The sequence below is a fragment of the Gordonia sp. LMA167 genome (genome assembly GCF_058130025.1).
Map to the genome: position 1 here is coordinate 5,125,296 of NZ_CM176708.1, position 21,458 is coordinate 5,146,753.

Annotated in this window: 23 protein-coding genes; 11 read left to right on the plus strand and 12 right to left on the minus strand. The window is 67.0% G+C overall.

What is annotated here, in order from left to right; translation table 11 throughout:
* Positions 1-26: 26 nt before the first annotated feature.
* Both ACVT6V_RS23300 and ACVT6V_RS23305 read right to left on the minus strand, forming a co-directional pair.
* Positions 27-1,079: a PHP domain-containing protein gene (locus ACVT6V_RS23300; RefSeq protein ID WP_489896464.1), complete on the minus strand. Its 1,053-nt coding sequence runs from the start codon at positions 1,077-1,079 to the stop codon at positions 27-29.
* Complete coding sequence (locus ACVT6V_RS23305; protein WP_489896465.1) at positions 1,076-1,261, minus strand: YtxH domain-containing protein; 186 nt, start codon at positions 1,259-1,261, stop codon at positions 1,076-1,078. The genes ACVT6V_RS23300 and ACVT6V_RS23305 overlap by 4 nt, the downstream gene beginning before the upstream one ends.
* A 39-nt stretch (positions 1,262-1,300) precedes the next feature.
* On the opposite strand from ACVT6V_RS23305, the gene ACVT6V_RS23310 reads away from it, so the two are divergent.
* Complete coding sequence (locus tag ACVT6V_RS23310; RefSeq protein WP_489896466.1) at positions 1,301-2,011, plus strand: guanylate cyclase; 711 nt, start codon at positions 1,301-1,303, stop codon at positions 2,009-2,011.
* A 26-nt stretch (positions 2,012-2,037) separates the two neighbouring features.
* Here ACVT6V_RS23310 and ACVT6V_RS23315 read toward each other — a convergent pair whose 3' ends face one another.
* Entirely contained in the window at positions 2,038-3,096 is a 1,059-nt protein-coding gene (locus ACVT6V_RS23315; protein ID WP_489896467.1) for an oxygenase MpaB family protein, read from the minus strand.
* Between the two features lie 110 nt (positions 3,097-3,206).
* Here ACVT6V_RS23315 and ACVT6V_RS23320 point away from each other — a divergent pair, with 110 nt between their 5' ends.
* On the plus strand, positions 3,207-3,803 hold the full coding sequence (locus tag ACVT6V_RS23320) for a TetR/AcrR family transcriptional regulator (RefSeq protein ID WP_489896468.1): 597 nt from the start codon (positions 3,207-3,209) through the stop codon (positions 3,801-3,803).
* Between the two features lie 134 nt (positions 3,804-3,937).
* Positions 3,938-5,254, plus strand: coding sequence for a S1C family serine protease (locus ACVT6V_RS23325; RefSeq protein ID WP_489896469.1), 1,317 nt, complete (start codon positions 3,938-3,940; stop codon positions 5,252-5,254).
* A gap of 156 nt (positions 5,255-5,410) precedes the next feature.
* Here the strand turns inward: ACVT6V_RS23325 and ACVT6V_RS23330 are convergent, their stop codons facing one another.
* The gene (locus ACVT6V_RS23330; protein ID WP_489896470.1) at positions 5,411-6,382 is read right to left on the minus strand and encodes an isopenicillin N synthase family dioxygenase; all 972 of its coding nucleotides are present in this window, start codon (positions 6,380-6,382) and stop codon (positions 5,411-5,413) included.
* Positions 6,379-6,903, minus strand: coding sequence for a nucleoside deaminase (locus ACVT6V_RS23335; RefSeq protein WP_489896471.1), 525 nt, complete (start codon positions 6,901-6,903; stop codon positions 6,379-6,381). The genes ACVT6V_RS23330 and ACVT6V_RS23335 overlap by 4 nt, the downstream gene beginning before the upstream one ends.
* An 86-nt stretch (positions 6,904-6,989) precedes the next feature.
* Here ACVT6V_RS23335 and ACVT6V_RS23340 point away from each other — a divergent pair, with 86 nt between their 5' ends.
* A complete protein-coding gene (locus ACVT6V_RS23340; protein ID WP_489896472.1) occupies positions 6,990-8,609 on the plus strand; it encodes a PucR family transcriptional regulator in 1,620 nt (539 codons plus the stop codon).
* Between the two features lie 3 nt (positions 8,610-8,612).
* Here the strand turns inward: ACVT6V_RS23340 and ACVT6V_RS23345 are convergent, their stop codons facing one another.
* Positions 8,613-10,034, minus strand: coding sequence for a purine-cytosine permease family protein (locus ACVT6V_RS23345; RefSeq protein WP_489896473.1), 1,422 nt, complete (start codon positions 10,032-10,034; stop codon positions 8,613-8,615).
* 102 nt (positions 10,035-10,136) lie between these two features.
* Positions 10,137-10,589, minus strand: a complete 453-nt coding sequence (cynS, locus tag ACVT6V_RS23350; protein ID WP_489896474.1) for a cyanase — start codon at positions 10,587-10,589, stop codon at positions 10,137-10,139.
* A gap of 117 nt (positions 10,590-10,706) precedes the next feature.
* Between cynS and ACVT6V_RS23355 the strand changes: the two genes are divergently transcribed.
* Both ACVT6V_RS23355 and ACVT6V_RS23360 read left to right on the plus strand, forming a co-directional pair.
* Positions 10,707-11,174 carry a PNPOx family protein gene (locus ACVT6V_RS23355; RefSeq protein WP_489896475.1) on the plus strand — a complete coding sequence of 156 codons (468 nt, stop codon included), beginning with the start codon at positions 10,707-10,709 and terminating at the stop codon, positions 11,172-11,174.
* A 15-nt stretch (positions 11,175-11,189) separates the two neighbouring features.
* Positions 11,190-12,566, plus strand: a complete 1,377-nt coding sequence (locus tag ACVT6V_RS23360; protein WP_489896476.1) for a diacylglycerol/lipid kinase family protein — start codon at positions 11,190-11,192, stop codon at positions 12,564-12,566.
* 18 nt (positions 12,567-12,584) lie between these two features.
* On the opposite strand, the gene ACVT6V_RS23365 is transcribed toward ACVT6V_RS23360, so the two are convergent.
* Complete coding sequence (locus ACVT6V_RS23365) at positions 12,585-14,486, minus strand: multicopper oxidase family protein (protein WP_489896477.1); 1,902 nt, start codon at positions 14,484-14,486, stop codon at positions 12,585-12,587.
* Positions 14,487-14,624: 138 nt separating this feature from the next.
* Between ACVT6V_RS23365 and ACVT6V_RS23370 the strand changes: the two genes are divergently transcribed.
* Entirely contained in the window at positions 14,625-14,978 is a 354-nt protein-coding gene (locus tag ACVT6V_RS23370) for a Fe-S protein (RefSeq protein ID WP_489896478.1), read from the plus strand.
* A 38-nt stretch (positions 14,979-15,016) separates the two neighbouring features.
* On the opposite strand, the gene ACVT6V_RS23375 is transcribed toward ACVT6V_RS23370, so the two are convergent.
* A complete protein-coding gene (locus tag ACVT6V_RS23375) occupies positions 15,017-15,631 on the minus strand; it encodes a TetR/AcrR family transcriptional regulator (protein ID WP_489896479.1) in 615 nt (204 codons plus the stop codon).
* A gap of 57 nt (positions 15,632-15,688) precedes the next feature.
* Between ACVT6V_RS23375 and ACVT6V_RS23380 the strand changes: the two genes are divergently transcribed.
* The 3 genes from ACVT6V_RS23380 (at position 15,689) to ACVT6V_RS23390 (ending at position 17,896) form a co-directional block, all read left to right on the plus strand.
* Positions 15,689-16,072, plus strand: a complete 384-nt coding sequence (locus tag ACVT6V_RS23380) for a cytoplasmic protein (protein ID WP_489896480.1) — start codon at positions 15,689-15,691, stop codon at positions 16,070-16,072.
* A gap of 129 nt (positions 16,073-16,201) precedes the next feature.
* Entirely contained in the window at positions 16,202-17,092 is an 891-nt protein-coding gene (locus ACVT6V_RS23385; protein WP_489896481.1) for a formate/nitrite transporter family protein, read from the plus strand.
* A gap of 21 nt (positions 17,093-17,113) precedes the next feature.
* On the plus strand, positions 17,114-17,896 hold the full coding sequence (locus tag ACVT6V_RS23390; RefSeq protein ID WP_489896482.1) for a maleylpyruvate isomerase family mycothiol-dependent enzyme: 783 nt from the start codon (positions 17,114-17,116) through the stop codon (positions 17,894-17,896).
* Between the two features lie 15 nt (positions 17,897-17,911).
* Here the strand turns inward: ACVT6V_RS23390 and ACVT6V_RS23395 are convergent, their stop codons facing one another.
* The 3 genes from ACVT6V_RS23395 to ACVT6V_RS23405 all read right to left on the minus strand — a co-directional run bounded on the left by ACVT6V_RS23395 (position 17,912) and on the right by ACVT6V_RS23405 (position 20,212).
* A complete protein-coding gene (locus tag ACVT6V_RS23395; RefSeq protein WP_489896483.1) occupies positions 17,912-18,925 on the minus strand; it encodes a YihY/virulence factor BrkB family protein in 1,014 nt (337 codons plus the stop codon).
* A gap of 77 nt (positions 18,926-19,002) precedes the next feature.
* A complete protein-coding gene (locus ACVT6V_RS23400) occupies positions 19,003-19,497 on the minus strand; it encodes an HIT family protein (RefSeq protein ID WP_489896484.1) in 495 nt (164 codons plus the stop codon).
* Positions 19,498-19,504: 7 nt separating this feature from the next.
* On the minus strand, positions 19,505-20,212 hold the full coding sequence (locus ACVT6V_RS23405; protein ID WP_489900972.1) for a class I SAM-dependent methyltransferase: 708 nt from the start codon (positions 20,210-20,212) through the stop codon (positions 19,505-19,507).
* A 318-nt stretch (positions 20,213-20,530) separates the two neighbouring features.
* Between ACVT6V_RS23405 and ACVT6V_RS23410 the strand changes: the two genes are divergently transcribed.
* Positions 20,531-21,400, plus strand: coding sequence for an IS5 family transposase (locus tag ACVT6V_RS23410; RefSeq protein WP_489896485.1), 870 nt, complete (start codon positions 20,531-20,533; stop codon positions 21,398-21,400).
* Positions 21,401-21,458: the final 58 nt, after the last annotated feature.

A 21,458-nucleotide genomic window follows, 5' to 3' on the forward strand; every position in this document is an offset into this window, starting at 1 on the left:
CGTCGGTCGTCAACCTGCCAGAGCCGTCACCGAATCGATGAGCCGGTCCACTCCAGCACCCGATCCAGCGGCCAGGTCGTGACGATCCGGTCCGCCTCGATACCGAGAGCGGCCGCTCGTTGCGCGCCGAGCACTTTGAAGTCCAGTTGGCCCGGCGCGTGCGCGTCGGAGTCGATGGTGAACAGACACCCGATGTCGCGGGCCAACTCGATCAGGTCGTCCGGCGGGTCGACTCGTTCCGGACGAGAGTTGATCTCGACCGCGGTGCCGTGTTCGGCACAGGCCTCGAACACCGAGCGGGCATCGAAACTCGACGGGGGACGTGCGCCGCGGCCGGTGACCACGCGCCGACCGGTGCAGTGCCCGAGAACGTTCACCCGTGGATCGGAGACCGCTGCGACCATCCGCCGTGTCATCGGGCCGGAATCCATCCGCAGCTTGGAATGCACGGACGCCGTCACGACGTCGAGGCGGTCGAGCATCGCCTCGGTCTGGTCGAGCGAGCCGTCGTCGAGGATGTCCACCTCGATCCCCGTGAGGATTCGGCACCCGAGGCCGGGGGTCTGGTCGAGCGTCTCGATCTCGGTGATCTGTCGTGCGAGCCGCTCGGCACTCAACCCGTTGGCCACGGTCAGTCGGGGTGAATGATCGGTGATCGCCAGCCATTCGTGTCCGAGAGCGTTCGCCGCGGAGGCCATCTCGTCCAGCGGCGCTCCGCCGTCACTCCAGTCGGTATGCGCGTGTAGATCGCCGACGATGGCGGTATAGAGGCCCAGTCCGTGCTCCGGCGAGTTGATTGCGGCGTCCTGCAGGTCGGCAAGGTAACCGGGCAGATCACCCGCAACCGCCTCCGCGATCACCGCTGCCGTGGTCTTGCCGACGCCGTCGAGGTCGGTGAGGGTGTGAGCGCCGGCGCGTCGCCGGAGTTCCTCTGCACCGGCGTCGGCGGCCGCTCGGGCGGCCCGACGGAATGCCTCGACCCGATAGGTGCTCTGCCGATCTCGCTCCAGCAGCCAGGAGATGCGTTGCAACGCGACGACCGCGTCCACCGGCGCGTCGAGCGGACGGAGCGGATTCACGGATGATCGCCGACGCCCTCGTCGGCCCTCTCCAACGCTTCGGCATGACGTTTGTGCAAGCGTTCGCGCACGTCGTCGGCGGTGTAGGAGTTGCGCTGACGCTGATCCCTTGCGATCAGCACGCCACTCGCGGCCACACCGACGGCACCGGCCAACCCCACCCATTTCCATGCGCTGTGCATGAGCCCGAGGATAGTTGCTGTCGCCTCTATGCTGCTCACGTGCGCAACAGAACCGAGCTCGGTGGTCGCCCGGGTGGCGTCCGCCTCGACGAGGCACTCGAGGAGACCCGTACCGGGGACATCTGGCTGTTCCGCGGCAGGTCCGGACCGGACCGCGCGATCCAGACCCTGACCAACTCGCCGGTCAACCATGTCGCGATGACCGTCGCCGTCGACGACCTCCCTCCTCTGCTGTGGCATGCGGAACTCGGGGACAAACTGCCCGACGTATGGACCGGCGGCAATCATCGGGGCGTGCAGCTCCACGATGCCCGCGCGGCGGTGGAACAGTGGATGAACCGATACGGTCAGGACTGCTGGCTGCGGCAACTCGGTCCGGACGTCACCACCGCGCAGGAAGACCGACTGCTCCAGGTGATCGCGCGGCTCGACGGCACCCCGTTCCCCGCCACCGCACGGCTGGCCGGCCGGTGGTTCCGCGGTCGGATGCCCAACAGCGTCGACATCGTCCGCGGCATCCCCTACCTCGACCGGGTCGTCCGCGATCGACGCGCGAAACGCCGGCAACATGATGCCGGGCTGCAGGCCGCGTACTGCGCAGAGGTCGTGGCCGTCACCTATCGCGACATGGGTCTGCTCTCGGCGGACAAGGACTCCAACTGGTTTGATCCGGGCCGGTTCTGGAGCGGCGACGTTCTACCGCTGGCTCCCGGTTACCGCCTCGGCGACGAGGTCGCTGTGCGCGGTTGAGCTTCTCGACGTCGACGGCGGTGCCCTCAGAGCGCCGCCTCCACCTCCGCGCGATCGAGCTGCGGATCGGTGCCGAGCACATAGCGTGGCTCCGTGTGCGCGACGGTCGTTCCCTGGGCGACGCGCGATCGCGCGGCGGCGAACTCGGCCGGCTCGCCCATCGTGGTGCGCAGACCGTTCAACGCCGTCCAGACGACACTGCGGCGTGCCCGGCGCTCGATCGGGTTCGGATGCCGATGCATCACGAGCTGACAGGCCCATTCCGGCATCGTGTCGCGGATCGCCCAGTCGACGGCCGCCTGTGCGGCGTTGGTCAGATTCGGTCCCGTCGCGACCGCATTGCCATGTGTCAGGGCCAGTTTCGGGAGGTACTCGGCCAGGCACGTGAGCGTGTCGGCCTTCGTGGCCGGTAGGTCGGTGCCACCGAGTGCATGGCCGACGCGTACGAATTCCCCGTAGTACCGGTCGAGTTCGGCACCCCGCAACGGCTTCGGGTGATAGATCTCGTGAGCGGTGGCGATCCCCCACACCACGGTCGCGTAGTTCCAGCGCAGCCACGACGGATCGTCGGCATCGTAGGCAAGACCGTCGGGGCGGGTGCCCTTGATCGTGTGGTGCATCGCCCGCACCGTCCGCGCCAGTCGCTCGGCGGTCTCGGTCGAGCCGTATGCCGTGCCGATGAAGAAGGCGACCGAGTGCCCCAGACGCACCGCGGCTCCCGCCGGGTCGATCCGGCCGGTCGGCTCACCGTTCTCGGCCTTCTCGACCAGGCGCGAGTGGTCGACGCCCATCCAGAAGATGCTCGGGTCGAGACGTTCCAGGTACGACGCGCACTGTAGGCCGAAGATCAGGGCGGGTAGGTGCGAATGCACATGCCAGGTGGCGCTGTCGGGACCGAACCATCCGGGATCACCCACGGGTTCGGCGAATTCCATGCCGCGGAAGTACTTTGCCCGGATGTTCTCGTCGAAGCGGTCGTTGAGCCACATCCCGGCGAGTTGATGCGGCAACGGGAACGGAAATGGCATGACATCCAGGCGGCGCACGGCATCCAGGCCTGGCAGGGCACCCAGTGAGAGTGACATCGCAATCGTCCTCGCGGTCAGTGTGGTCACGGTTGTGACCAGACTACAGTCTGGTCACAGTCGTTACCAGACTTGTTGGACGATCGCCCTCGCCGTCGTACGCTGGTCCGATGTCCAGCACCACCCGATGGGCCGGCGTATCGCTGACCGATCGCCGTGCGGAACGACGCGGCCTGCTCCTCGAGGCCGCTTTCACCCTGTTCGGTGTCGGCGGCGCAGCGGCACTCTCGGTCCGCTCGGTGTGCCGCGAAAGCGGACTGAACACGCGCTACTTCTACGAGAGTTTCACCGACACCGACGATGTGCTCGGCGCCCTGTACGACGACGTGGCGCGAGAACTGGGCACCGTCGTCGAGAACTCGATGGCGGAGGCGGATTCGACCATCCGCTCCCGCACCACCTCGGGGATTCGAGCGGTCCTCGGCTTCGGTTCCGAGGACTCACGACGAGGACGGCTGCTCTTCACCGAAGGCCGCGCCCACCCGGTGCTCGCCGCCCGCCGGGCACTCACCCAGGATCTGCTGATGGATCTCGTCCTCGCCGAGACCAGCGCGGCCCGGCGAAGCCCGGACCCGCTCGCCGGTCATGTCGGCGCGACGATGTTCACCGGTGCGATGGCCGAGCTCGCCCAACAGTGGCTGGCCGGCCATCTCGGTGACGATCTCGACGCCGTCGTCGATCGTGCCGTCGCCCTGTTACTGCGCTGATCCTCGGTTACTGCGCTGATCCTCGGTTACTGCGCTGATCATCGGAGTTTCCTGAGATTTCCGGCAGGAACTTGCCAGGAAACCCGTAGCCCGTTTCTTGCATTCCTCACATCCTCGCCCGGCATCGTGGTGACGTGAACGATTCTCAGCCGACCGACGGTGAAACCGGCCCGGTCACCGAACCCTTCAACCCGCAGTATGGGCAGATGCCACCGCATCAGCCGTGGGCAGCGCAGCCTGTCGGCACCTACCCGCCACCCACCCCCACCCGATCGCGCGGTGGGGTCACCAAGCCGATCATCGCGACCGCACTGCTCGCCGGGCTACTCGGCGGCGCGGTAGGCGTCGGCGGCAGCGCCCTGCTACGCAACGACTCGAACTCCGCTGCGCCCGTGCTGAACTCGGCTCCCGCGGCAACGGCGAACGCTGCCGACGTGAAGCCCGGGTCGGTCACCTATGCCGCCCAGGTCGCGTCCAAGTCGACCGCTGACATCAAGGTCGCCAGCAGCCAGGGCACGGCAGTCGGCAGTGGGATCGTGTTGTCGCCGGACGGCTACGTGTTGACGAACAACCACGTGGTGGCCGCGGCCGGCAACGGCAGCACCATGCAGGTCACCACCAGCGACGGCAAGACCTACGACGCGAAGGTCACCGGTACCTCGCCGTCATACGATCTCGCCGTCATCAAGCTCGACGGCGCGTCCGGGCTCACCCCCGCGACACTCGGCGACTCGAGCGGACTGCAGGTGGGCGAGCAGGTGGTCGCCGTGGGGAGCCCCGAGAACCTCTCCAACACAGTTACTTCGGGAATCGTCAGCGCATTGTCGCGCACCGTCACCGCAGGCGACGAAAGCGGATCCGGGGTCACCGTATACAACGGGCTGCAGACCGACACCCCCATCAACCCGGGCAACTCCGGCGGCCCGCTGGTGAATCTCAAGGGCCAGGTCGTCGGCGTCAACTCGGCGGTCGACACCGGGCAGAGCGCAAACGGCGGCGTGCAGGCCTATGGCCTCGGATTCGCCATCCCGATCAATGCGGCCAAGCGCATCGCCAACGAGCTGCTCCAGGACGGCCAGGCGACCAAACCTGTTCTGGGCGTGTCCGGTTCGCTGGCATCCTCCAGCGATGCGGTGACCGGGGCGAAGATCTCGTCGGTCCAGCAGGGCGGCCCCGCAGCCGACGCCGGGATCAAAGCGGGCGATGTCATCACCAAGATCGGCGACACGCCCATCAGCGACTACGCCGATCTGATGGCCCAGGTGCTGACGCACGCTCCCGGCGAGACCGTGCCGGTCACCGTGGGCTCGGGCAATGACGCGCGGACGGTCCAGGTGAAGCTGGGAAGCACCGTCGACAAGGAACAGACGACGATTCCCGAGTCGGGCGGCCAGTCCGACGGGCCTCGACTGCCCTTCGGTGGCGGCAGCCCCTTCGGCCTGGTCCCCTGAAACCCCTCAAACCCCCCGGGGAACGGGACGGCTCCGTCGATCACTTGATCGACGGAGCCGTTTTGATCAACGGCGCATTGTGATCAACGGGCCGTTTTGATGAACGGCGCGGTTTTGATCAACGGGGCCGTTGCGCCGCTCGATCGCCCCCCGACATCACCCGACGGTGATGGCGTCGAGTCGCTCCTTGATGAAGTCCCCGGCGGTGACCGGCGGCAGTTCCTCGCGACGGCCGATCGGCGGGCCGACGGGTGTCACCACGGCATCATGATTCAACTCGTAGAAGAAGATCAGTGACACCAGATCCTCCTCGGGTGCATCCGGTTGCGGCGGCAGGACGCGGTGTCGCCCGGCCGGCCATCGACCTCCGGACCAGTACTCCAGCAGGTCACCGATGTTGATGGTCAGGGCGTCCGGATCGTATGGCGCATCGGCCCATCCGCCCTCGGCGCTATACACCTGCAACCCGCCGGCGCCCGGTTCACGGTCGAGGACGGTCACGGTCCCGAAGTCGGTGTGCGGCCCGATCCGGAACTGCCCGGGCTCGGGCTCGCCCACCACCGCCATCGGCGGATAGTGATTGATGTTCGACGTCCAGGTCGCGTTGCCGGCCAGCCCCCGGAACGGGTTGGTGTCACCGGCAAATCCCAGCGACGCCGACATCAGCGCCAACAGATCGTCGGAGAGCGCCTTCACCTGAGCAGTCCAGGCGGTGAACAGCGAGGCCAGGCCGGGCGTCTCGGCCGGCCAGACGTCGGGCGCGAACCAGTAGTCGTCGATCTCCGGAACGCCCACCGGGGTCTGCGCGCCCGAGTTGTAGGTCTCCTTGAGGTCGGGCGGTGTGTCGGTGCCCTCGGCGTAGCCGTTGGCCTCCATGCCCGGACCGATCCATCCGCGCCCACCCACGCCGACGGAGTACTGCTGCTTGACCTCGGCGGGCATCGCGAAGAACTCGCGTGCCGCCGCCCGCAGCTGCGCAGGCAGCGCGGGCTCGATCCCGTGGCCGGTCACCAGTAGGAAACCTGCCTTCTGCAACGAGTCGTCAACCGCGGCGCAGACCTGATCGGCCGCCGCGCCGCCGGCCCGCCACTGCTCCAGGTCGACGGTGAGGATCGGGCTGTCGGTCATGCTGTCTCCTGAATCGCGTTCCCGGTGTGATCGGGGGTGCTGCCGGCGTCCGCGACGCCGATGTCCTCATTCCACAGGGTCGGGTGGGTGGAGATGAAATCAGACATCATCGCAACGCACCGGTCGTCGTCGACCAGGGTCACGGCGACACCGAGTTCCGCCAGCCACTCCTCACCGCCGCTGAAGGTCCGGTTCTCCCCGATCACCACGGCTCCGATCCCGAACTGCCGGATCAGCCCGCTGCAGTACCAGCACGGCGCCAGAGTGGTCACCATGATCGTCGAGGAGTAGTCGCGCTGGCGTCCGGCAGCCCGGAATGCGTCGGTTTCCCCGTGCACCGACGGATCGTCGTGCTGGACCCGGCGATTGCGACCTTCGCCGAGCAGGGTGCCGTCGGCAGCGAAGAGCGCCGCACCGATGGGGATGCCGCCTTCGTCGAGTCCGATACGGGCCTGACGGTAGGCGGTCTCGAGCAGAACGGCCGGATCGATGTCGGAGGCGGCGCCGGTACGGATCGTCATGAGACGAGCCTGCCGCGCCATCACCGCCCGGACAACTGACAGTTCGTCGCGCTGCACGCAGACTCTGGCGTGCATATCGTCATGGCATGTCTGCTGTTTTTGCGACCTCGCTCCGGTTGCGTGATGTCATCGAAAGCCATCTTCGCGAAGCCGACCCGCATGTGCTGACCGCGCACGATCGCCTCGACGAACCGGTCGGATGGGTGCACTCCAGTGAGATCTTCGAGATCGGACCGCTCCTGTCCGGCGGTGAGCTGCTGCTCACCACCGGCCTCGGGCTCAGCGGGCTGGACGCGGGCACCCGGCGGCACTATGTCCGGGACCTGGCCGAACGCGGCGTCGCCGGCCTCGCGTTCGAGGTCGGCCGGACCTTCGACGCGATCCCGGAGGAGATGGTCCGGGAAGGGTCCGCCGCCCGGCTGCCGATCATCGAGCTGCGGCGCGTCCTGCCGTTCATCGAGGTCTGCCGCAACGCCAACACCGCCATCGTCTCCGGTGAACTGGGCGAGCTGCGACTGCGCGCACGGCTCGACGAGGCGCTGCACGGCGACCTCGTCGCGTCCGGCGGCGTCGCCCGCATGCTCGAACATGTCGCCGAGGCGACCGGTCGGCCGATCGTGCTGATCGGCTCCGGCGGGGCGTTGCTCGCCGCGCACGGCGTGGACGACGATCGGTCGGCGTGGCGCATCGTCGACACCGCCGCGACATCGGTCCCGATCGTGGTGCGCGACCGCGAGATCGCCCGGCTCGTCGCCGGCGGCCTGGTCATGCCGAAAGCCCCCGTCACCGGAGACCCGGCCCCCGTCGGTTCACCCGCTCCGGCACTGCCGACGCGCGTCCTCACCGCCCTGCTCGAGGTGGCGTCCGGACCGGTCGCGGCGACACTCACCCGTTCCGGCACACGAGGTTCCGCGGTCGGCACCCGGCTCGTGGAAGAGATCGTCGGAGGCCGGGCGATCCGACGATCGGATCTGTTCGCCCGACTGGTCAGCTCCGGGATCCCCGTGGGGCAGTCGACCCGCCTCGTCACGGTCGCCGCCGAGGCCCCCGACCCGAGGATGGCCGAGGCGGCACTCGCCCGGGCCGGTTCGTCGTTGTCCGGTCTGGTCCAGGCAACCGTCGACGCCACCGTGTACGCCCTGGTGCTGTCGACGTCGGCCGACGATCCGGTGGCCGATGTGGCCTCGTCGATCCTCCGGGTCGGCCTACCACCCGGACGGCTGACCGTCGTGGTCGGCGACGGACATCGGTTGGACACGATGCCGGCCGGCAGCGAACTGTCGGCCGCGATCGCCCGATCACTTCGCCGTAGCGGTGAACGTCTCGAGATCGCCACCACGCTCATCCGCGATGGGGTCACCTCGCAGCGCGTGTTCACCGGCCGTGAGCTCGTCGCCGAGGCCGCCGCCCGAACCCTCGATCGGCAGATGCGCGATGAGCTCGTGGATCTGATCGCTCCCCTGGCCGCGCATGACCACAGCCAGTCGGCCCACCTGCTGACCACGCTGGAAACCCATCTCCGTCACGGTTGCAGCGCCACGCGGTCCGCCGGGATGCTGCACATCGGCAGGCAGAGCCTGTATCAGCGACTCGAGCGGATCCGCGGCCTGCTGGGCTTCGATCCAACCGACCCGGGCACCTACCCGTCGGTGCTGCTCGCGATCAGCGCGCTGCGCGCGCAGTCGGCGAGCTCGACCGACTGCTAGCGCTCAGCGGTACTCGCGCTGTGACTCCTCGACGCGTCGGCGGGCCAGGATCAGATAGCCGACGAACGCGATGACGAATCCGACGAACGCTCCGATGTCACCGAGCTCGGGCACCGCGCGTACCACGTACCCGACGAACTTCTCCTGGTTGCAGAACAGCAGGACCGACACGACCAGCGCGATGACGAAGGCGGCGACCCCACCCCAGTTGCGGTAGCGCGGATCGTAGAGCATCGCCAGCGAGGGCGGTTCCTTGCGAAGCAGCCGGTCGGCGAACACCACGCCGAGCCAGGGGCCGATCCAATAGGCGACCAGCAGCAGGAACGCCTCATACGAGGCGGCGGCGTCGGCGAGGGCCCACCAGGCGACGAGGAACCCGACCACGCCGAAGAAGACGGAGACCAGCGCGCGCTGGAGTCCGACGTGCAGCTTGAAGCCCATGGTCACGAACGCCATCGCGCCGGAATAGACGTTGATCGCATTGGCGGCGACCGCGCCGACGGCGATCGCCAACAGGGTCAGGTCGGCGACGGCGGACGGGAAGTTCGCGGTGAAGGCCTCGGTCGGATTGTCCGACGTGGGATCGCCGATGGTGACCGACGCGGCGCCGACGATCATCAGGAAGGTGCACGAGACGAACAGGCCGGCCGACGCGAAGAGCCCGGTCGCGCGCTTCGACACGGTCGGCGGCAGGTAACGGGTGTAGTCGGCCGCGTACGGCGTCCAGCCGGCCGTGTAGCCGAAGGCGGCGCCCATGGTCAGCAGGAACCCGGCGAGCGAGAACCCGCCGTCGGCCGACGGTGCGGAGACGTGTGACTTGCTGAAGATGATCACCGCACCGATGACGAAGACCACCGCCAGAACCGGCGCGGCCAGACGCTCGAACCGCTGCACGAGGTTGTGCCCGAAGAACGCGAACGCCGTCTGGGCGATGACGATCACGATCAGTCCGACCAGTGGGGTCATGCCGAAGAGAGTCGACAGGGCGAATGCGCCGCTCACACTGTTGGTCGCGAACCAGCCGACGCCGCACATGATCGCCATGAAGGTCGCCGGCAGCACGTTGCCCCGGTAGCCGAAGGCGAGCCGGCCGAGGACCATCTGCGGGACTCCGTGCAGCGGCCCCTCGGCGGAGAGCAGGAAGTGCGCGATGGCGCCCAACAGATTGCCGAGCGCCATCGCGGCGACGGCCTGCCAGAACGACAACCCGAAGTAGAGCACCGAGATCACACCGACGAAGATCGTCGCGAACTCGAGGTTCGGCGCGGTCCAGGTCCAGAACAGACCGCGCGGTTTGCCATGGCGCGCGTCGAGCGAGATCGGCTCGTTTCCACCCGGCTCGACAGCCAGGACCTTGTCGCCGTAGCCGGCCTGCGGAGCGGTCGGGGCCGCGTCGGAGTTGTCGGTGGGTGTGCCGATGGTCATGACGCCAACTCTGCTGCGCGGCGCCTCGCGGAGGCAACTGACGAAATGTCAGGCGCGCTGCCCGTTCGACACGACATAACGACGCGCCTCGACCTCTCGGATCTACCACCGATAGTCGAGGAATTTCCCGTCGAAGGTGACCACGACCCGGTCGCCGTCGGGATCGGCGCGGCGGGAGAAGTCGACCTTGAAATTGATCGCGCTCATGATCCCGTCGCCGAACTCCTCGTGGATGAGTTCCTTGAGGGCCGGACCGTAGACGGCGAGGGCCTCATGGAACCGGTAGATCGTCGGGTCCGACGACACCGAGTCGTCGGCGATCCGCATGGGCTGTCGCGCCAGGCTCTCGGCGACACCCTCCCCCAGTCCGAGCAGTTCGCATACGATCATGGCCTTGTCGATCGGGACCGGATGCTGACCGAGTAGTGCCGCCACCGTCCAGACCACCGGGGCGTCGATCCGTTCGGCGATCGCAGCCCACGAGAGCCCCTGTCGTGTGCGAGCGGCGATGATCAACTCGGCGGCGTCGGACTTGGGCATGATCGGTGCGGTCATCACAATCTCCTGGATATCTGGACAGCGGACGGACATCTCCACCTTGCGCCCACAGTTCCGCTCGCGCCACGCGAGAGATCAGCCGTACCGCCGTCTGACCTCGGGTAGCCTGACAGCGTGAGCGGCTCCACATCCCAACGGGCGCAGACGATGAAACTGCAGAACGTGGCCAACCATGTCGTTCGCGTCATGCTGGCCACTCCGTTGCTCAACCGCGCAGTCGGTTCCCGTCTGATCACGCTGTATGTCGTCGGCCGGAAGTCCGGTCGCCATTTCTCGGTACCTGTGGCGTACACCGAATACAGGGGGAAACTCCTGCTCGGCACCCCGTTCGCCTGGGGCAAGAACCTCCAGACCGGCACACCTGTGGAGATCAGGTTCCGGGGAGATCGCCGCACCGCGGACGTCGAGGTGTTCACCGACGAGGCGAGCGTCGTCGAGCACTACACCGTCATCTGTCGTGGCAACGAACAGTTCGCGAAGTTCAACACGATCGGGATCGATGCCGACGGGGAGCCGAATGCCGAGGATCTCCGTGCGACCTGGCAGGCGGGTGCGCGTTCATTTCTGCTCGAACCACGCTGAGCCGCTGGAATCACAGTGACGCAGACCTATCCGGCGTCTGACCGTCCCACCGCGACACCGGCACCCGCACGTCGGATCAGCGCGATCATGGCGCTCGGTGCAGTCGCCGTATCCGCTGTCATCATCTTGATGTTCCTGATCCACAGCGGCTTTCACATTCTCCTCGGCCTGGCCGGCCTGGGCATCGCGGCCGCGGGCGCGTGGTGGATGGTGACCGAACGCGCGCTTCGCCGACTCGGGGGTGCAGTTGCCGTTCTGGTCGGCCTCGTCGTCGTCGCGTTGTCTTTCGCGAACTCGTTTGCCGAGCCATCGACGCTGCTCCCCCGGCTCGTGACCACGATCGCGCTGATCGCACTCGCGACGGCTTGCACCCGGTACGCGCTGGTCCCCGATCTGCATGCACTGGAGCGCGAGCGGGCGCCGCGGCCACCATCCTCACCCGTGCTGATCTGCAATCCGAAGTCGGGCGACGGCAAGGTCGAGCGGTTCGGCCTGGTCGCCGCAGCCCGTGACATGGGTGTCGAGGTCATCGTTCTCGGACCCGACGATGATCTCGAACAACTCGCACGCGACGCCGTCGCCCGCGGCGCCGACTGTCTGGGCATGGCCGGTGGCGACGGATCGCAGGCTCTCGTCGCGTCGGTCGCCGTCGAACACGACCTGCCCTTCGTCTGCGTGAGCGCCGGTACCCGCAACCACTTCGCACTCGACCTCGGACTCGACCGCGCCGATCCACGTGACAACCTGCGCGCGTTTCGTGATGCCGCCGAGCGGCGGCTCGACTACGCGACGGTCAACGGCCGACTGTTCGTCAACAATGTCTCTCTCGGTGTGTACGCGACCATGGTGCAGCAGGAGTCCTACCGGGCCGGCAAGGCACAAACTGCCGTCGGCATGCTCCCCGATCTCATCGGCCGGACGTCGAAGCCCTTCGACCTCCAGTTCACTACGCCGACCGGGGAGGAACTCGACGGGGCATTCCTGATCCTGGTCTCGAACAATCCGTATGCGACGAGCGCATCGTTGGAGGCGGTGAGTCGGCCCGAACTCGATTCCGGCCTCCTCGGCGTCGTCGCCGTGTCGGCGACGACCGCCGCGGACGCCGCCCGCCTGATGACACTCTCCGCGGTCGGACTCCGCCGTTCGAGTCCGTCCTGGCACGAGTTCACCACGGACTCCTTCGAGGTTCGATCCCGCGGCGGCCGCGCGTTCGCCGGGATCGACGGCGAGGCCGTCGATCTGATCACACCCCTGCGGTTTCGCTGCCATCCGAGCGGGCTGCGCGTGCTCGTTCCGGCCGACAACGACGCGGTCAACGCAGCACGCCGCGCGCGGGGCGTACATCTGCGCGCACTCGTCGACGTGGCGGCCGGCCGGACACCGAGACTGTGACTGATCGGGCCCAAAATGTCAGTGATGCGATCGGCCCCGCTCCGGCGGCCTCATGTCCGGCCGGCGCCCCGGGTCTGCACCTCGAGGTGACCGGGGCCGTCCAGCCGCGACCACCCGCATCCGCTGCATCATCTCGTTGTCCTCATGATCGGTCAGATGACAGTGCCACACATAGCCTTGCAGGCGTTCACCATCGAGGCCATCGAACTCCGCGTCGGGGTCGAAGCCCAGTTCACCCTCCGTGGGCCATCGCACCAGAATCCGAGTGACCTGATCGGGCGGGCACCGCACCGTGTCCTTCCAGCCCACCTCGTAGGGTGCCGGGGCGAACAGTCGACTCGTCACGTACGGCGTCGGTGTGGGAGTCCAGCGCGTTCCGAAGGCCGGCGGCGGATTGTCGGCCAGGTAGCGCACTCTGTCGAAGTCCCAACGACCCACGACGCGGAATTGAACGAGGTGCAGATGCATCGCGTGGGTCTGCATCGTCACATCGGCATTCACCAGATCCCAGTACTCGACGGCACCCTGTTCGGGGTGTGCGAACTCGGTGGTGTGAAACGGCAGATTGTCGATGTTCATCGCGAGAACACCCAGCCACGTCGGATTGTCCGAATTGACGGTCACGTTGAGCGTGGCCACTCTGATCTTCGGGGTCGCATCGCCTCGGACACGTGGCAGCGCGGGCGGGCACCCGAGTTGCCCACGGAGACGAGTCGGCAGCCTCCGGTGGGCACCGCGACGCGGCCCGACGTCGAACCGCATCACCGGCCGCACCACCGCAGCGCCGATCGCTTGGCCCACCCACGAGATCTGCATCGTGTTGATCATCTGAATCTGCTCGCCGGGACGCCGGTCGCTGAAATCGATCAGGATGTCGTAGCGCTCGGCGGGTGAGATGTCCAGCGCGCGAACCGGTACCGGCGCATCCAGAAGCCCGCCGTCACTCCCGATCACCCAGAACGGTGCGCCGTCGGACAGTGCCAGCCGGTAGTCGCTGAGTTGACTCGCGCTCAGGACCCGGAATCGATAGATGCCACGGTCGACCGACATACGCGGCCAGACCGTGCCGTTGACCACCATCGTGTCGCCGGCCATACCGCCCGTTGCATGCCCTGCTGCCACCATCGGGGTGTTGCCGTAGCGGAGGTGCCCGTCGGGATGGAAAAGCTTGTCGCACAGGGTCAGTGCAACCTCGTACTCCTCGGCGGGCAATCCGAGCGGGTTGTCGCGCGCACCGGTGTCCCAGGGGTCGCGGACATGATAGTGCGCCGACAGCCCGGCATAGATACTGAGCCGTGTCGTGCCCATCGAATGATCGTGGTACCACAGCGGTGCGGCCTCGTCGGGATTCCCGAACCGGTAGGCCACCGACCGTCCGGGCCGGAACGGCGATGTCGGATAACCGTCGTCGGCAGGCCGATTGGGCGCTCCGTGCAGATGGATGACCAGCGGCGGCCGGCGCCTGTCGAGCTCGGAGGCCCCGTGCAGCGTCGGGTCCACGTCGGCGGCCAGCGGGTGATACGCCATCTCGTTGACGAACGTGATCCGCGGTTGCTCGCCGGCCTGCGTCTCGATCGTCGGGCCGTGGTGATTCAGTCCGCCGAAGCCGAGGCTTGGCGATGGATTCAGGTCACGGTGAAACTGGTGCATCGCGGTGGCGACCACGATCCGTTCCGGCGCCGCGATCACCGGGAGCCGCGGCAGATCGTCGACGAAGGGCGCGAGAGCCGGCGAGCGGTAGGTCAGGAAAGGGACGCCGGGAACAGTCGGTTGCTCGTGGTCGCGCGGCGGTGCGTACGGTCTCGGCGCCGCCGCGGCAGCACCCGGGGTGACTGCCAACGCTCCGGCGATTCCGGCCGCCCGCAGGAAGATTCGCCGCGTCATCGGGCCTGAGCCGCCGTCCCGCGGAATGTCGGGCATGTGTTCCCCACCTCCGGTGCCCTCGGCACTGCCTGCGTGCGCCGGACACCGAGAGTCTAGTCTCGTGGCCCTGCGTTCGTAGTCGACATCGGCACGCCCGGATGGGGCGGTGCGACTCTCGGGGATATCCTCGGCGGCGTGGATGTACTACGCAACGTCATAGTTCTCGTGCACATCGCGGCATTCGCTGTGACGTTCGGCGCGTGGGCTGCCCAAGCCGCGGCCCGCCAGTATCGATTCACCCGTCTGATGGACTACGGTCTGCTGCTGTCGCTGATCACCGGCGCCGTGCTGGCCGCACCGTGGCCGGCCGGCATCGAACTCGACTACGTCAAGATCGGCGTGAAGCTGGCGATCCTGGTGGTCCTCGGAGGAGTGCTGGGGATGGGCAGCGCGCGACAACGTCGCACCGGCGAGGCCGTCCCTCGTCCGATGTTCGTCGCCGCCGGTGTGTTGTCGCTGTCCGCGGCGGGGGTGGCGGTGATCTGGTAGGCCCACCCGGATCGGCCGCCACATCGCTCCGCTGTGGATCAGCGTCCATCGAGTGCCGCTCGCAGCACGGCGGTCGCGTTGGCCCTCAGTACATCCTTCGCTTCGGCCGGCTCGAGCCCGGCGACATCGACCAGCCACACCCACGGTTCGATCCCGACAGTCGCGCGCAGGCGGACGGCCACTCGGCGGATCCGGTCCTCGGTCCACTCGCCCACCTGCGGTCGGAGGGCTTCTTCGAACCAACCGATCGCCCGTCCCGCGCGCAACGGGGCCCCCGCGGCGTCCGGCAGCAGTGACGACCAGAGGGCGGAGCGCAACTGCGCCGACCACCTCTCGATGAGTTCGATCTGGAACTCCACAACCCTCGCCACCCTGTCCTCAACCCGGTCGGGTACGTCGTCGGTGAACAGCTGCGGCTCGTCGATCTGTGGATACGCGGCTCGGATCAACGCCGCACGATCGGGAAAGTACCGGTACGCCGTGGTCCGGGACACTCCGGCCGACTCGGCGACCTCCTCGATCGACGGTGATCCGTCCTGCGCCATGAGCTCATGCAGCGCCGCCACGAGCGCGTCACGCGTCCGCTGCTTCTGACGTACACGACCCCGCGTTTCGTAGTGGCCCGAGGGCTGTTCGGGTCTGGCCGAAGTCATGCCTTCACGGTACACTGATCCCATCGTGGTACTTCAGTCCCATATAAGGAGCCCGCCATGACCGACACGCGCAGCGCGGATGGGATGACCACACGTCGTCTCACCGACCCTCTCGCGACCGACCCGGACCTGTATCACCTCGTCTTCGAGAACGACCGTGTCCGGGTGCTGGAATACCGAGACCAACCGGGCGATGCAACCCACATGCACACCCATCCCGACAGCGTGATGATCCCGTTGGCGAACTTTCGTCGTCGCCTCACCACAGACGGACGGGAGGCACACGTAGAACTCCAGCCGTTCACCGCTCGATGGCTCGATGCACAGAGCCATCGAGGTGAGAATGTGGGCTCGACGCCGAGTCATGCGATCTTCGTGGAACTGAAAGATCCACACGGGGCGCGGGACGTCTCCGACGATGCCCTGGGTCCGAGCGCGTAGGGCGCCTGCGCCTCACACGCTCGTTCACGCATGAGAGAAGGTCGTAACAGCGGGTTCCGCAAATGACACAAATACGACATGTCGTCTCGGTTGACTGGCGCGCGTTCACTGTCTACCTGAGGAGCTCTCATGTCGTATGTGAAGCCGGCCGAGTTCGTGACCGCAATGGTCGATGCGGGCGAGGCCAAGGCGTTCATGTCCACGCGCGACACCCTGATCCGCGCCTACATGGCGGGCGCCATACTCGCTCTGGCCGCAGCGTTCGCGGTGACCATCACCGTTCGGACCGGCGAGCCCTTACTGGGCGCGGTGTTGTTCCCGGTAGGTTTCTGCCTGTTGTACCTGATGGGCTTCGACCTGTTGACCGGTGTCTTCACCCTGGTTCCCCTCGCGCTCATCGACCGACGACGAGGCGTGACGGTCAAGAGCATGTTGCGCAACTTCGGCCTGGTGTTCGTCGGCAACTTCTTGGGTGCGTTCACCGTTGCGGTGATGATGGCGATCATCGTCACCTACGGCTTCAGCGTGGATCCCGACGCCGTGGGACAACAGCTGGGCCAGATCGGCGAAGCCCGAACCCTCGGTTATGCCGAGCACGGCGCCGCGGGAATGCTCACGCTCTTCGTGCGCGGTGTGCTCTGCAACTGGATGGTCTCCACCGGAGTCGTCGCCGCGATGATGTCGACGTCGGTGCCGGGCAAGGTGATCGCGATGTGGATGCCGATCATGTTGTTCTTCTACATGGGATTCGAACATTCGATCGTCAACATGTTCCTCTTCCCTTCCGGGTTGATGCTGGGAGGCGAGTTCTCCATCGGCGACTACCTCATGTGGAACGAGATCCCCACGGTTGTGGGCAATCTGGTCGGCGGTATCACCTTCGTCGGGTTGACCCTCTACATCACCCACGGGCGCACCGGTGCGTCGCGAAAGGTTCCCGAAGGCACCACGGAACTCGATGTACACAGCGTCGATGAGGACAAGGCCGGTGCGAACGGCCTGGCGGTCGTCTCCGACTGACAGTTCTGGCACGATGGTCGCATGGACCGGCTCGCCGTCATCGCGCGCGAATCGCAGCGATTGGCCGATGTGTTGTCCGCGATCGATCCGCAGACTCGTTGCCCGACCTGCCCGGACTGGAATGCCTCGGCTCTCCTGTGGCATCTGACCAATGTCCACTTCTTCTGGGCCGGCATTCTCGAGCGCGGCATTCTCGACGCGGCCGAGCTCGGCGCCGTCGAGCAGGCCAAACCCCGGCGCCCGGACACGATGGAGGACATGCTGGCGCTGCGTGAGCAGGCGACGTCGGCGCTCATCGACCAATTGGCGAATCGAGCCGACTCCGAGCCGTGCTGGTCGTGGTTTCCGCCCGACCGGACCGTGGGGTTCACGCGCCGCATGCAGACCTACGAGGCCACGATGCACCGTGTCGATGCAGAGCTGGCCGCCGCCGCGCGGCCGGGCGCGATCGGCACGGATGTGGCGGCCGGCGCCGTGGATCATGCCGTCGACGTCATGTGGGGCTGGATGCCCGCCGGCGCGCGCTACCAGCCCGACAGCGTGGTGGAGTTCGTCGCCACCGACACCGAACAGACCTGGTTGGTCGAGGTCGGTTCGTGGTCCGCTCCGGCGCACGACTCGGGCGAACTACTCGAGGGCCGCCGAGCCGTCCGTGCGACCGGAGGCAACCCGACCGCGACTGCAGGCGCACCGGTCGAGGACCTGGCCCTGTGGTCATGGACCCGGGGCGGATCGGTCGCGGTGAGTGGTGATCCGGCGGCCCGAGCCGCGCTGGACGCCCTTGTGACGCAAGGGATGCCGTAGCCGAGCAGAACACTTCTAGCGAAGCTCGTCGGGCGTCTCGTCATCCGCACCACGTCCGGCTGCCCGGCGCACGCGCCGAAATGATGACCGCCCGATCTCGACTGCGGTACGACGGCGTGGCGGTGGCCAGCCATTGGCGGGATGGGCCTTTTCGATCTCGGCATTCACCTCGGCCCCGAACAGCAGGGCGATCGCGACAAGCCACACCCAGACCAGGATCGCGAGCGGCGCCGCGACGGGGGCATACACGGCGTCCCCACCGAAGGCGGTGTCGGTGTAGTGGCGCAGGACCGCACTGAACCCCAGGCCGCCCGCGGTGGCCAACAGCGCACCGGGAAGGTCGCGGTGGAAAGGTGTCCGGCGCGGCGTCGCCCAATGGAACAGCGCCGCCACGGTCAGGGTGAGCCCCACAACGGCCACCGGCCAATAGGCAAGCCTCCAGACCTCCCCCAGCGGCAACGCCTCGAGACCCCAACGGCGCTCGACGATGTACCCGAGCTGCGGACCAGCGACGACCAGCGGCACCAGCAGCACACCGATGACGAGCCCGACCAGCGAGAACAACAGACCGAGAACCCGAGCCGTCCACGTGGGGCGGTCTTCCTCCAGGTCATAGGCGATGGTGATGGCCAGGACCACGACGCGCAGGATACGGCTGGCCGAGAAGACCGCGACGACGAAGGAGATCGAGAACAGCGACGGTGAACCCTCGATGAGCAGACGATCCAGCATCGCGGCAATCACGTCGTCGACGGTCTGTTGCCGAAATACCTGGGCGGCAATCTCTTCGATCCGTTCGACCAACTGCACGCGGGCGTCTGATCCCAGCACCGGGTCCAACAGACCCGCGAGTGAGACGACGGTGAGCATCACTGCAGGCAGGCTCAGCAGCACCCAGAACGCGATCTCGCTGGCGAGGCCGGTGATGCGGTCGTCGCCGGAATCCTTGACCGTTGCGACCGCGAGGTCGATCGCCACCCGGAGACGTCGAGGCAGGCGGGACCTCAGCCGCTCTGCCACCACACGCATCGCTGAAACGGTAGCAAGCTGACACGAGGATGATCGGCGCCATGCCGATCATCTCCGACGCCGTCGCCGTGCGTGGTCTACACGTCGAAGCGGAAATCGGGTGATCGCCGCAACCGGTCGACCTCTGCAGCCAACGCAGCACGCAGATCATCGTGCTGCGGCCCGAGTGCGACATCCGGGCTCTGCCGCTGCTCCGACGGGTAGAGCCAGACCGGCATCCCGACCCGATCGGCGGGCTCCCAGTCATAGCGAGGCCAGACATGGGCGTGCAGGAACGCATGAGTGTTGCCGAGTATCTCCACATTGACCCGTCGATAACCGTGGTCCCTCGATGCGCACACGGCCTCTACGGAAGCGGCGAGCAGATCGACGTCGGCCAGGAATCGCAGCCGGTCGGCGCGTCCGAGATCCGTCAGGCGGTCGGCCCCGATCACCTTGCTGAGTGCGAGCGAATACCCGGGCAACAACTGCGTATCCCCGATCACCGCGAAGGTGGCGTCGAGTTCGGCGAGAACCGTCGGATTGCGGCCCTGCACAGCCGAACCGACCCGATCTACCCGCCAGTCGTCCACGTCGTGGTCACACCGTCCCGCGGGCGGCCCAGGCACATGCGGTCACCGCGAACGGTCCGTCCCCCAGACGTTCGCGAGCCACCGATTCGAGCCGGTCACGTCCCTCTTCGTCGAGTTGTCGCACGTATTCGCCGGCCGGGCCGACACCGAACGTGTACGGCTGCCACCACTGCCCGAAAGTCGGGTGGGCGACCGTGACCGAGATCGAAGTCTCTGTCACATCATGCAGGCCGGCGGCATCGAATATCTCGGTCAGGTGCCCCTTCTGCGCACCGGAGAGCAGCGCCTCATCTTCAGCGTCGGGGTCGATGGCATGCACCGCGTCCCAGAACGGCGCCAACGCACCGGTCGGTCCGTCCCATACGCATGCCGCGACGATCCCCCCGCGACGCGTCACCCGCGCCATCTGGGTGATTCCGGCGACGGGATCGGTCATGAAGTGGACCACGAGTTGAGCCAGGGCTGCGTCGAAAGTGTCGGTGGTGTAGGGCAATTGCTCCGCCGTTCCGAGACGTACCTCGACGTCCGGGAAGCTCGCGCGGGCCGCCTCCACGAACGGTGGCGAGGGGTCGATCGCCGCCACCTCGAGACCCGTCGCCCGCAGATGACCGGTCAGTGCGCCCGTTCCGCAACCGACGTCGAGCACCTTGTCGGCGCCGGCCACCCCGGCGAATTCCGCGAAGACCTCCGCGAGCGGCTCTGCGTACCGCCCCATGAAACGTGCGTAGTCCCTGGCCGGGACGGCAAAGCTCACGCCGCCATTCTACGTCGCGGCCCGCCTCGGAACTCCAGGCTGCAGAAAAATTGGCGTCCTGAGAAACGGCGCCAGCCGAGCATCACACCGGTCCCTGAGGAACGAGGCGCCCGCCGAGCATCACACCGGTCCCTGAGGAACGAGGCGCCCGCCGAGCATCACACCGGTCCCTGAGAGCGTGTTTGAAAACTCGGATGTGCGGCGTGTGACGGATGGGATTTGAGTGAACTCCTGGTAGGTCAGTGAGTGCTAACAACACGTACTCACCAGGAGTTCACCATGCCATCATCACCCATCGGTGCGTGCCCGTCCTGCCCGACCCCCACCCACGGGTCTGGTCATCGGTGCGAGGTATATCCGTCCTCCAGTGTCACCGATGCCCAGTGGGCGGTCCTCGAACCGCTCCTGCCACCGGCCGGGAACACCGCAGGACGCGGTGGCCGACCCGAGAAATGGTGTCGCCGAACCGTTCTCGACGCCGTTTTCTATGTTGTCCGCGGCGGTATCGCCTGGCGACAACTCCCCTCGGAGTTCCCACCCGCGATGACCGTCTACGCGATCTTCCACCGCTGGGTCACCAGTGGAGCGTGGCGCCGCATCCACAACTGCCTCCGCGACATGCTGCGCGTGGCCGACGGCCGCAACCCGCTGCCGACCGCGGCGATCATCGACGCTCAATCGATCCCCGGCGCCGATACCGTGCCCGGTGCCAGTCGCAGCTACGACGCCGGCAAGAAGGTCAACGGACGCAAACGCCACATCGCCGTCGACACCACCGGTCTGCTGCTGGCGATCGTGGTCCACGTCGCCAACATCCAGGACGCCGACGGTGGTGCCCGAGTGTTGGCCGCGCTGCGCGCCCAGTTCTCCACCATCACTATGGTCTGGGCTGACGGCGGCTACCGCGGCAGACTGCTTATCTGGGCGAAAAACGTTCTGGCACTAACCGTTACGATCGTCAAACGCACCGACGACATGACTGGATTCCACGTCCTACCGCGCAGGTGGGTCGTCGAACGCACCTTCGGTTGGATCGTCAAACACCGCCGCTGCGTCCGCGACTACGAAACCCGACCCGACCACCACGAAAACATGGTGTACATCGCCCTCATCGCTACCATGTCACGACGACTGGCCAAACTTGCCTGAGTTTTCAAACACGCTCTGAGGAACGAGGCGCCAGCCGAGTGTCACGAAGGGCGGCCCC